Here is a 12,749-nt window from a genome sequence, read left to right as displayed (position 1 = left end):
TAGACGCCGAATTGGTAGAGGTAACGCTCGATGGGCAAAGAACTGCTTTGGGGTACGATACCGTTTCCTTTCAAATATTGGATGCCCGTATCGAGGCTAATAATTGTAATCTGGATGAATGGTTCCGGTCGCTTAACTTTGATCTCAATGTAACATCATTGTACCCATTGACAAAAATTACCGGATTGGACGAACTGAAAAATAAAAAAATTATCGGACTTGGCGAGTCGGTACATGGTTCTCAGAATCTCTTTCGGGAAAAAGCCGAAATTGTCCGGAAATTACTGGATAAAAACGTAAAGCTGGTCTGTTATGAGGCGCCGGTTGACCGGTGTTTAAACTGGGATCTCTATGTGCGGGGAATACATCCGTACAGTTATCGTAATGTTATTTTCGAGGATGTGAAGAGTTTCACTGATAATGAAGACCTTATTCTGTTCCTGGATGAAATACGAAAAGAAAATGCCACACGAAAGGAAGCTGATAAGATACATATTGTTGGCCTGGACTTACGCTCTGAGCAAAATTATTTTTACCATTATTTTCTGGCATATCAAAAATTGGGCAGGGACAAGCAATTCCTTTCACCGTTAATGCTTAAAATGAGCAACCTGAAGTACGACAATGTGAACTATAAAATTTCTCTTGCGCAAAAACCTTTTTACCAACTTGACACTACTGCAAGTACCAGATTCCGCAACCTGGCCGGTATGGTTCTGTCCGAAAAAAAATTAAAAGCGTTGATGCAGGAAAAGGACTACGGATTCCTGTTGGATATTTTGCAACTCGAGGTGCCTACCAATAAAGATGACGAGTATGGGGATATAGACCGCGACCTTTACATGTGGAGAATTTTTCAGAAAGCGTTGTTGCACTATGCGCCTGATGAAAACGAACGCGCGATCATCTGCGCCCATAGCCTGCATTTAAGCCGTACCGGATATGAACGGCACAGTGTAAGGGAAATGATAAAAATCAGAAGTTTGGGGAGCTACATCGCCGAAAACTATCCGGATGATTACTGGTCTGTCAGTTTTCATGTAGGAGGAGGCATTATCAGAACAATAGAATATAAGATGTTAGATCTTTTTAATGTAGAAGCATTGGAAGGAATAGGAAGGTTGGAACAGCCGGTGCAGGGCAGTTTTGAAAGAGCGGCGCAGGATGTTTCTTTTGACAGGTTTTATTGCAAAAGCAGTGATCTGGGCAGCAGTTTATATACCTATCGGATGATCGGCAACACGTTGGAAAAAAATCAGTTTTACGCTCTTTCAAAAGACCGTTTCGATGCGTATGTCTACATTGATGAAAGTACACGTTACCCGCCAAACCCATTGAACTCTTATGTCAATTCGCATTTTATCGATTCTCTGAGATTGCAGGATATACCCTACAGTAAAACATGTCCAAACGATCTGGATCACTTGGATCTTACTGTTCCTGAAAAATTCAGGTATAAGGATTTGAGAGGCCATCATATTCATTTGGATAATATCTCCTTACTTGAAGATCAATCTTCTACTTTTGGATTATTCGAATCAAAAGATAAGGAATGTTTGATGTTATTTACCCCGGCATCTCATCTACCTGACAAGAATGTTGAAGAGGTAAGGGTTTATGAGTGGAGTAAGTTACTCGAAATGCCTACCGGACAGGAACATCAGACGGGGCTAAAAAATCTGGAAAAACTGTTTAGTACCCTCGAGAGTGACATTTGGGAATCAAAAAGTGCTGAGTATGCAAAAAAAACCTATAATGCAGACAGTGTAGCGGAGATTTGGACAGATACGAATTTTTATTTTTCAGGAAAATATTATATGCGTAAGCAGGTGTTTATCATTGGAAAAAACGAAAAAGTATTCCTGATTTATTGTTATTATACAGATAAAGGAATTGCAAATCAGGATAAATACCGGAAAGGAATAGAATCATTTTTGAAATTTCATTGATTATTCTGATGAGTGCAACGAATAATACCACTTTAGTAATACATCATTCTTTTTTTGAATCCATCAAGAACTATCTTCTCATCGATGGCTTATCAGTTGCCTATACAGGGCTATCGGGTAAGGCAGGAGCCGCATTGGCATTGTTTGAATTATCTCGGGAAGATGCTTTCTTGGAAAATTATGCTTTTGAATTCTTTCAGGAATCGTTGGCTTTTCTCAACAACGATTATAGCTATAAAGGGGTTGTTGGCGTTGGGATGATACTGGATTACCTGATCGACAACCAATTTATTGATGCCGATTTTGGGGAATTGTTCGGCGAAAGTCACGAACAAATCGTAAAACAAGTGTTGTCCGAAAGTTATCTAAAGGATAACATCTGCGACCTGTTGTTGTATTTTTTATCGGTAAACAAAATTCCGGATTCAAATAATGAGTGTATCCATGTATTGTTAGATCATCTACCGGATGCTATCCGGCTAAGTTCCGGCGGTGATATAAACATACAAAAAAAATGGCGTTTTATCATCACAAATTATGCAAAGGACCCTAGGTTACACCAATTTGTATATGACTCTGACAGGATGATTGACCTGCAATCCTCGGACATTTCAGATGAAGGTTCAACCGGTTTAATGGTCCAGGTGGATCGCTTGTTCCGGGCAATTTCCACAAAAACCGATACGAAAGAAGTCATTGATACCATCATCCGGATGAAACTCAACTTTGATGAACAGGATTTTAACCTGTCCATCAGCAGATTGTTGATTTTGTTATCAAATATCGATCAAGTACCCTCAAGGCTCCTTTTCTTTTTTTATTGACAGACGATTATGATTGATGTGGTTATTGTGGATCTTGTATCCAACTATTATACAGGTATTGAACGATACAGCGAAGTGCTTAAATCGAAAAGCCGTCACAATATCAGGGTGCATCACCTGATTTTCCAAACGTATAAGGCCCTGCCGGAAGTCATTATCAAAGACGATTGTTTTACGGCCTTTTTTTACCTGCCCAGGCATATTGCAAATGTCAAGCGGTACAAACCGTTATATCTTGATTTGATTGTTCATTTGTTGTCGCCATGGATATCATCCCGGCAGAATATTGTATGGCACATGAACCACTTAGACTTGCCGGGAGTCGTACAGGCCCTACAAGATAAGCTGGGAGGAAAATATTTGCTTGCTTTACACTGTATTCCATGGAAATACTCGGTTTCTAATAATCCTGAAAGATATAAAAAGCTGGAACTGCTTTACCGGAATGAACAGTTTGATGAATTCAGAAAGGAAGAGAATTCAGGATTTGACTACAACAAGCCGGATAAAATTATTTGTATGTCGGAATCTGCAAGATGTTTTCTGGAAAAGATCCATCAGGCTGATCCTTCGAAAATAACGAAAATATACAATGGGATAGACATCATCCCTTTCCGGAAGAAAAGGGATGAATTGACCATTCTTTACGCAGGCAGGATCACGAAAGACAAGGGGATATTCGATCTGTTAGATGCTGTTAGTGAAGTTGTCCGCACTACAGGTTATTTTCCCAAGATAAAATTTGCCGGCTATTGCCATATTACAAAACAGACTATTCTATCAAAATATCACCACCTGGATATAGCGTTTTTTAATGAGGTCGATCTTGGAAGCCTGAAAAAGTTGTATGCTAGTGCAACATTTGGAGTCATCCCCTCGCTGCATGAGCAGTGCAGCTATGTAGGTATTGAAATGGCTGCTTTTGGCTTACCCATGATTGTTTCGGATGTAGATGCACTATCGGAGATGTTTGAAGACAGGAAAACAGCGCTCTTTAATCAACTTGTATTTGATCCGGATACCGGACTCCATGCCGACAAAAATATTTTTGTTAAAAATATAGTTGAAATGATAGAAAACAAAGAGTTAAGAAAAAAAATGAGCAACAATCTCCGGCGGTTATATCATCAAAAGTTCACGGGGATAATGTGTGATCTTACTTTCAATTTATATGAAGATCTGGCATCATTGAATTCATCGGATTAATTGATTATCTGTTACGGACTAAAAAAGATGATTGTAGATGATAAATTGAGAGAAGAACCGGCAGAAAAGTTATGGACCAAACCTGGGATGATATTTAACAAGGAACAGGTGATGGTGCAGATAAGCACTCAGTGCTATTTATTGTTTTCTTAAGTGACATTGATCAAATGGTTTTCAGAAAATATGACATTAATTGTTTATATTACTTATCTGATCTATTTTCTGTAAATATAGTAAAAGCCAAGAGGCAAAATCAAGCTTGCTTGAAATTTTGTCCAAGGCGCATCCTATATTCTACAAATAAAGATAAATCTTTATGATTGTTGCTTTTTTCGAAAGATCCTATCCGATACCTTCCTCTCTCAGGAATTTTGCCGTATAGCTTTTCTTGTGTCTGGCTACCTCTTCAGGTGTTCCGGTACAGATCAGTTTTCCTCCTCCCGAACCACCTTCAGGACCGATATCGATGATATGGTCGGCTACCTTGATCACATCGAGATTATGTTCTATCACGACTACTGTGTTGCCCCGGTCCGCTAATCTGTTCAGAACATCAAGCAATGCCCGGACATCGTCAAAATGAAGGCCGGTAGTAGGCTCATCAAGGATATAAAAAGTATTGCCCGTATCTTTTTTGGCCAGCTCGGTGGCCAGTTTCACCCTTTGGCTTTCTCCACCGGACAAAGTGGTGGAGGGTTGTCCCAGTTTGATGTACCCAAGTCCCACCTGTTGCAGGGCAAGTAAATGCGGCAATATGGAGGCGTGGTTCTGGAAAAATTCGACCGCCATGTTGATGGTCATATCCAGTACATCACTGATGTTCTTTCCGTTGTATTTCACTTCAAGGGTTTCCCGGTTGTAACGTTTTCCGTTACAGATGTTACACGGTACGTATACATTGGGTAGAAAATTCATTTCTATGGTCTGTACTCCGGCTCCGCCACAGGTTTCACATCTTCCTCCCTTGACATTGAAGGAAAAACGTCCCGGCTTGTATCCCCGGATCATGGCTTCCGGCGTCTTTGAAAACAATTCCCGGATATCCGAGAAAAGGCCGGTATAAGTGGCCGGATTGGAACGGGGTGTACGCCCCAATGGAGACTGGTCTACCTGTATTACCTTATCGACATTCGGCAATCCTTCGATGCTGTCATATGGCAAGGGTTCCTGTAACGACCGGTAGAAATGCTTACTGAGTATCGGTTGTAGCGTATCATTGATCAATGTCGATTTTCCGCTTCCGGAGACTCCGGTAACGCAAATGAATTTTCCTAATGGAAAGTCAACGGTGATATTCTTCAGGTTATTCCCTTTGGCTCCTTTTATACGGAGTATCTTACCGTTACCTTCCCGGCGGACTTTGGGTATTTCGATCGATTTGCGGCCATCAAGGTATTGTGCTGTCAGCGAGTCACTCTTCATGATCTTATCCGGTGTCCCTGCGGCTACTATTTCTCCGCCTTTTCGTCCTGCCAGCGGCCCCATATCTACGACATAATCAGCGGAAAGGATCATTTCCCGGTCATGTTCTACTACGATCACCGAATTACCCATATCGCGTAACCGTTGCAGTGCCTGTATCAACCTGCGGTTATCCCGTTGGTGCAGTCCGATGCTCGGTTCGTCCAGAATATACAATACATTCACCAACTGTGAACCTATCTGGGTGGCAAGCCTGATGCGCTGGCTTTCCCCTCCGGACAGGCTACGGGAATTGAGGTTAAGGGAAAGATAATATAATCCCACATCCAGCAGGAAACTGATGCGGGTACGTATCTCCTTGATGATCTCATGGGCGATGCGCTTCTGTTTCTCAGACAGCTGGTCTTCGATCGTTTCGAACCATTTGCTCAGGGTGATGATGTCCATTGCTGCCAATTCGGCAATATTTTTATCATGGATACGGAAATGAAGCGATTCCTGTTTCAGGCGGGCTCCGTTACATTCAGGACAGACAATCCGGCGGACAAACTGTCCTGCCCAGTTCTGGGCTTTTTTGGACGGATTTTCGGCATGTTCCTGTGTCACATAATTCACTACCCCTTCAAAATTGATCTGGTATTCAAATCCGCCGTGAGGACTTTTCACCTTAAAAGTTCCTTCCGTGCCATACAAAATAGCCTGCAGGGCTTCATCGGGAAATTCTCCGAGCGGAGTATTCAGGGTACAACCGAATTTGGAAGCAATGGCTTCTACCTGATTGAAGATCACCGAAGCCTTAGCCGGTCCTAAAGGAATAATACCTCCCTTCCTTATATTTTCACGGGGATCGGGAATGATCTTACTCATATCCACTTCAGTAATTTCTCCCAGACCGTTACAGCGGGGGCAGGCTCCCTGAGGCGAATTAAAAGAAAAGGTATGTGGTGCCGGCTCATTATATGATAAGCCTGTTGTCGGACACATCAGTTGTCGGCTGTAATAACGGTTCTCTCCGGTATCTTTATCCATGACCAGGATGACCCCTTTTCCTGCTTTCATGGCTGTTTGTACTGAAGCCTTCAACCGTTTCCGGTCATTGGTATCTACCACCAGTTTGTCTACTACCGTTTCGATATAATGCAGTTTGTACCTGTCTACTTTCAGTCCTTGTTTCAGTTCCCGGACTTCACCATCTATCCGGGCATATAAAAAGCCCCGTTTACGGATCTGTTCGAATAACTCCTTGTAATGCCCCTTACGTCCCTTAACCATGGGAGCCAGTATATAAATAGGCCTGCCGGAAAAACGCTCGATGATCAGATCGATGATCTGGTCGTCCGTATATTTTACCATCAGTTCTCCGGTATTCATGGAATATGCATCTGCAGCGCGGGCAAAAAGCAAACGCAGGAAATCATAGATTTCTGTAATGGTTCCCACCGTACTGCGCGGATTTTTGCTGACCGTCTTTTGCTCGATGGCAATAACCGGGCTCAGTCCTGTGATCTTGTCCACATCGGGGCGTTCCATATTTCCCAGGAACTGCCGGGCATAAGCTGATAGCGTCTCAATATAACGCCGTTGGCCTTCGGCATAAATGGTATCAAAAGCCAATGATGACTTTCCACTACCACTCAAACCGGTAATGACTGTCAATGTATCACGGGGAATACAAACATCTATGTTTTTTAGGTTGTGCTCACGTGCACCATACACCTCTATGGTTTGGCCGGAATCCGACATCCTGATAATCCTCTTCTTTAAAAGTTATGAGATACTGCTCGTGCAGAATTTTTGGGCTGGCAAAGATACGGATAATTATGACAGGTTCTTCCACCTTCTGATTTTTCCGTTGTTAAAATATCGTTCATACGAAACAATAATTATCCGGTTTTCCCGGGTGAATTTGGTGACCGGACGACTATTTTTCCTATAAAAATTATCTGTGTTATATTTATTGAAGCTGAACGATACTTTCTCCCAATTATTATGACAAATATATGATCTTATCAGTGCATATCAAAATGTGCCAAACAATAAATTTTTAACTTTGCAGTCATTGAAAAGTAAATGACCGATCACACTATGGATAACGTTATGCAGCGCATCAATACTTTGCGCAAGGAGCTCGAGAGGCACAATTATTTGTATTATGTACAGTCGCAACCTATAATAAGCGATTTTGATTATGATATGATGATGAAGGAGTTGGAAAAGCTGGAAAAGGAACATCCCGAATATGCCGATCCGAATTCCCCTACCCAGCGTGTGGGTAATGATATCAACGCCGAATTCAGTCAGGTAATACATGAATATCCTATGCTTTCCCTGAATAATACCTATAGTGAGGAAGAACTGCATGATTTTGATACCCGGGTAACCAAAGAGTTGGCCAGCGATCATCGTTATGTATGCGAGCTGAAGTATGACGGGGCCTCTATCAGTCTCACCTACCGTAATGGGGAATTACTGCGCGCGGTTACACGTGGCGACGGAATACAGGGCGATGATGTCACGGCCAATATACGGACCATCAAAAGTATTCCTTTGAAACTTCATGGGAATGACTGGCCGGAAGAATTTGAGATACGAGGTGAGATCATGATGCCTCACCATGTTTTTGAGAAACTGAATGCTGAACGGATCGAGATAGGAGAGACCCCATTTGCCAATCCGCGGAATGCAGCGTCAGGGACTTTGAAAATGCAGAATTCGGCGCAGGTGGCTAAACGGACACTTGATTGCTATCTTTATTACCTGTTGGGCGAGCAATTACCCACACAGTCGCATTACGAAAACCTGCAAAAAGCGAAGGAATGGGGATTTAAGGTACCTCCTTATGCAGCGATATGCCACACCATAGAAGAAATCATGCAATTCATTGACAAATGGGAAAAGGAACGTGATTCCCTGCCATTTGATATAGACGGTATTGTCATAAAGGTAGACAGTCTTACCCAGCAAAGGCAGCTGGGTTTGCGTTCGAAAAGTCCGCGCTGGGCTGTTGCTTACAAATTTCCTGCGGAACGTGTCGAGACGCGTTTGAATTCCATATCCTACCAGGTTGGACGAACCGGTGCCGTTACTCCCGTAGCGAACCTGGAACCGGTACGTCTGGCGGGTACCACAGTAAAAAGAGCCTCTTTGCACAACTCCGACCAGATACAGTTACTGGACATCCGTATCGGTGATATGGTCTATGTGGAAAAAGGCGGTGAAATCATCCCTAAGGTTGTGGGTGTTAATCTTGAAAAACGCCCTGAAAACAGTCTACCTACCCAGTTCATTACAAAATGTCCCGAATGTGGTACCGGTCTTGTCCGGAATGATGGAGAAGCTGCCTGGTACTGTCCGAATGAGGACGGTTGTCCGCCGCAGATCAAAGGCCGTATTGAACACTTTATCAGCCGGAAAGCTATGAACATAGACAGCCTGGGTGAAGGGAAAATTGAACTGTTGTACGATAAGGGACTGTTACGGCAGGTTTCCGATCTTTATCATCTGACTTATGAACAGCTATTCGGACTGGAAAAAATAATCCCTGATGACAACGGGAATGCAAAAAAGATCAGTTTCAGGGAAAAAACAGCCGAAAAAATATTATCTGGTATCGAAGCGTCCAAACAAGTGCCGTTCGAGCGGGTATTGTATGCCATAGGGATCAGGTTTGTGGGGGAAACTATTGCCCAAAAGCTGGCGCGCAACTTTACGTCCATAGATGCTCTGGCCCGGGCCGGATTCGATGAATTGGTATCTGTCGATGAGATTGGCGGGCGTATAGCCGGGAGTGTGGTGGATTTTTTCGACCGGATATCCAACCGTGAAATGATTGAACAATTGCGGGAAGCAGGATTGCAGTTCGCTATGGATGAAAGCAGCCACCAGCAAAAGTCGGAGGCCCTGAAGGGGAAAAGTATCGTTGTCAGCGGTGTATTTTCTATTCCGCGTGATGATATCAAGAAGATGGTGGAAGAACATGGCGGTAAAAATTCCGGTTCCATATCCTCCAAAACCGATTATGTACTTGCCGGGGAGAAAATGGGCCCTGAAAAACTCAAGAAAGCAGAAAAACTGAATATCCCGATTATCTCCGAAGAAGAATTCATGCAGATGATCGCAGGAAATGAATGAATATATCTGTCAGCAAACAGTAAGTTATTTTTAAATGAAGAAAACCAGCATAACAGAGTCATCGTCCCCATTTCAGGATCTGGACCAGATGAACGTCCATGATCTACTGGCCGGGATGAACCGTGAAGACAGTAAGGTTCCTCTGGCGGTAGGTGAAGCGATCCCGCAGATAGAAGCATTGATCGAACGGATCATGGACCGTTTACCGGAAGGCGGACGGGTATTTTACATCGGTGCGGGAACCAGTGGCAGGCTGGGTGTACTTGATGCTTCTGAAATACCACCCACTTATGGGGTATCTAATGTTGTCATAGGTTTGATTGCAGGCGGTGATACGGCACTCAGGAAATCCATAGAAGGGGCTGAAGATGATCGGGAAAAGGCCTGGGATGAGTTACAGGGAATGGGTATTGGGGCTTTGGATACGGTGATCGGCATCGCTGCATCGGGTACCACCCCATATGTGATCGGAGGGGTGGAAAAAGCGCGGGAAAAAGGATTGCTTACCGGGTGTATCACATGTAATCCGGGTTCTCCTTTGGCAGCAGCTGTCGAATACCCTATTGAAGTAGTTGTCGGTCCTGAATTTGTCACCGGAAGCACCCGGATGAAGTCCGGAACCGCCCAGAAAATGGTACTGAATATGATATCCACCACTTTAATGATCAAAATGGGGAGGGTAAAAGGGAATAAAATGGTCAATATGCAACTGGCCAACCGGAAACTCGTGGAAAGGGGCACACGTATGATTGTCGAAGAATTGGGTATTCCCGATGAAAAAGCCCGTGAATTACTATTGAAAAATGGTTCTGTAAAAAAAGTATTGGAAATCGAAAGAAAAAAAGACTTGCCATGAAGACTTCTTATTCTATAATAACGGCTTTTGCCTGTTTATTTGTATGTTGTGTTATATCTTGCCGGGGATCGGAACAGCAGGTGATGGTGGGAGCCGAATCGACAGGGGAATATTTTCCGCTACTGAAAAACAAACGGGTGGCTGTTTTGTCCAACCACACGGGAATGGTGGGTAATGAACACCTTGTTGATCTGTTGCACCGGAATAAGTTCAATGTGGTGGCTATTTTTTCACCGGAACATGGTTTCAGAGGCAACGCCGACGCCGGCGAGCATGTTTCCAATTCGACAGATGAAAAAACTGGGATCCCGATCCTTTCGCTTTATGACGGAAAAGATCGGAAACCCAGTGCGCAAAGTATGCAATCGTTTGATATATTGGTGTATGACATACAGGATGTAGGACTCCGTTTTTACACTTATTATATTACCATGGTACGCCTGATGGATGCCTGTGCGGAATATGGGAAGAAAATGATCATTCTGGACAGGCCGAATCCCAATGGTCATTATGTCGACGGGCCGATACTGGACATGAAACATAAATCCGGTGTGGGGTGGTTGCCGATTCCCGTTGTGCATGGCATGACGCTTGGTGAACTGGCCCGGATGGCCAATGGGGAAAAATGGTTGCCGGATGGGCGAACATGTGACCTAACGGTTATCCAATGCAGGAATTATACCCACCGGACCATGTACCGGTTGCCGGTTCCTCCTTCTCCGAATCTGCCTAATATGAAATCCATCTATCTGTACCCCTCTACCTGTCTTTTCGAAGGTACTCCGGTGAGTCTGGGCAGGGGAACTTCTTTCCCGTTTCAGGTATACGGACATCCCGATATGAAAGGTTATGATTTTTGTTTCACTCCCCGCAGTGTTCCGGGAGCAAAGAATCCTCCTCTCCTGGATAAAACTTGTTACGGTGTGGATCTCCGCAATATTCCTGATGAAGAGATCTATAAAAAAGGGATCGATCTTTCTTACATCTTGGATGCATACAATAACCTTCAATTAGGTGACCGGTTCTTTACTTCTTTTTTCGAAAAACTGATAGGAGTGGATGATGTACGGAAAATGATCATTGAAGGGAAATCAGCCGCTGAAATCAAGGCAACCTGGGCAAAAGGTGTTGTTTCTTTTAAAGAACAACGCCGGCCTTATCTTCTGTATGATGAATAATTTCTTTTCGGGAAACCTTATTTATTATTAATCATTCGTAGCGTCCTTGCTACGAATAACGGGAAATTTGGTAGTAGGTAAAATGGCTATTGCGCTCAGTTCGAGCGCGTTTGTAACGCGTGCTGTAAGTTGAACCCCGCCTTTTATACAGGCTCTGCTATAGCTTAAACGATTACAGCGTCCATGTCATAAAAATTACACAGACGCTGTAATATAATCTAAAGTTTGATTTCACCGGATCATAACCGGTTGATCAAAACGTTATTTTACTTCAGATATTGATCGGGTATTCCGGTAATAGGGCGTATTTCCATTTTCCGGTAATAGATCTCGGCACCTTCCGACTGGAGTTGTATCGCACCTTTTGTCAAAGGAACTTTTTTGCCGTCTACTTTGATATGGGAATCGGTATTGATCATGTTCACTTTTCCGTTGATCACATGTACACTGGTTCCTTCATAACATAGAACTTCTATGACATTCCATTCGCCGTGGTCTTTCTCATTCATAGGGTTTTTGGAACAAATGGGACCGGCAGGCAGGTCATGGCCGAAAGATACTTTTGACGCTTTTTTATCAAAAGTATAGCGTTCGTTTTCAGATGTGCGGGAAGCTGTTACGTCACAATATGTGTTAGACATCCTGTATGAATCACCAAACATGGTCTCCATTACCTGGCATTCGTGTGACATTTTCCAGACACCCAGTCCTGCACCGAATTCTCCAATACTGTGGTAGAGAACACCTGCATTCATTGGTTTGTCTTCACGGGGAGCCCATTTTTTATTTCCCCATTTCACTTCCAATCTTAAATGATAATTTTCGTATTCTTTTACAGTGGCAAAAGAACCGTATACTTGTCCTGTAACGTACAGCGCCGGTTCTCCGTCTACATTTTTGATAGAAAAGACTTTTAACGGATCTTTATTCAGGCCTATCGGTTGGGTGTATACTCCTTCCTCGTTCCTTTCCATTCCCGGAACATCCACAGAAGGATCAGGAACGCCCAGATATGTCTCCCATCCGTCAAAATTGGTTCCGTTAAAAATAGATTCAAATTTTGCTTCTTTAGAACCGCAGGAAGCTACCAAAAGGATCACAAAAAGCGAAAGAACATAGAATATTGGTTTTTTCATTGTTGGTAAAATATTTAATTAGGATTCAACATTAAGCACTCAGTGCT

The 12,749-nt window shown here is 43.2% G+C and carries 8 protein-coding genes; 6 read left to right on the top strand and 2 right to left on the bottom strand.

What is annotated here, in order from left to right:
• The 3 genes from LBQ60_09765 to LBQ60_09755 all read left to right on the top strand — a co-directional run.
• The coding region (locus LBQ60_09765) for an erythromycin esterase family protein (protein ID MDR2038198.1) at positions 1-1,949 on the top strand (1,949 nt) is incomplete at its 5' end.
• Between the two features lie 8 nt (positions 1,950-1,957).
• On the top strand, positions 1,958-2,773 hold the full coding sequence (locus LBQ60_09760; GenBank protein ID MDR2038197.1) for a hypothetical protein: 816 nt from the start codon (positions 1,958-1,960) through the stop codon (positions 2,771-2,773).
• Positions 2,774-2,782: 9 nt separating this feature from the next.
• The gene (locus LBQ60_09755; GenBank protein ID MDR2038196.1) at positions 2,783-3,979 is read left to right on the top strand and encodes a glycosyltransferase family 4 protein; all 1,197 of its coding nucleotides are present in this window, start codon (positions 2,783-2,785) and stop codon (positions 3,977-3,979) included.
• A 342-nt stretch (positions 3,980-4,321) separates the two neighbouring features.
• Here LBQ60_09755 and uvrA read toward each other — a convergent pair whose 3' ends face one another.
• Positions 4,322-7,144: an excinuclease ABC subunit UvrA gene (gene uvrA, locus LBQ60_09750; protein MDR2038195.1), complete on the bottom strand. Its 2,823-nt coding sequence runs from the start codon at positions 7,142-7,144 to the stop codon at positions 4,322-4,324.
• Positions 7,145-7,471: 327 nt separating this feature from the next.
• On the opposite strand from uvrA, the gene ligA reads away from it, so the two are divergent.
• From ligA to LBQ60_09735, 3 genes are read left to right on the top strand one after another with little or no spacing between them, the layout of a single operon-like run.
• Positions 7,472-9,532 (top strand): NAD-dependent DNA ligase LigA, encoded by a 2,061-nt coding sequence (ligA, locus tag LBQ60_09745; protein ID MDR2038194.1) that lies wholly within the window; start codon positions 7,472-7,474, stop codon positions 9,530-9,532.
• Positions 9,533-9,566: 34 nt separating this feature from the next.
• Positions 9,567-10,388 (top strand): N-acetylmuramic acid 6-phosphate etherase, encoded by an 822-nt coding sequence (murQ, locus tag LBQ60_09740; GenBank protein MDR2038193.1) that lies wholly within the window; start codon positions 9,567-9,569, stop codon positions 10,386-10,388.
• On the top strand, positions 10,385-11,566 hold the full coding sequence (locus LBQ60_09735; GenBank protein ID MDR2038192.1) for a DUF1343 domain-containing protein: 1,182 nt from the start codon (positions 10,385-10,387) through the stop codon (positions 11,564-11,566). Before murQ ends, LBQ60_09735 begins: the two co-directional genes overlap by 4 nt.
• Positions 11,567-11,832: 266 nt before the next feature.
• Here LBQ60_09735 and LBQ60_09730 read toward each other — a convergent pair whose 3' ends face one another.
• Positions 11,833-12,702, bottom strand: coding sequence for a DUF1080 domain-containing protein (locus tag LBQ60_09730; protein ID MDR2038191.1), 870 nt, complete (start codon positions 12,700-12,702; stop codon positions 11,833-11,835).
• Between the last annotated feature and the right edge of the window lie 47 nt (positions 12,703-12,749).

It is taken from the genome of Bacteroidales bacterium, from assembly GCA_031275285.1.
Lineage (GTDB): Bacteria > Bacteroidota > Bacteroidia > Bacteroidales > UBA4181 > JAIRLS01.
Note: the sequence above shows the minus strand (reverse complement) of the source record. Positions and strands in the feature narration are given on the sequence as shown.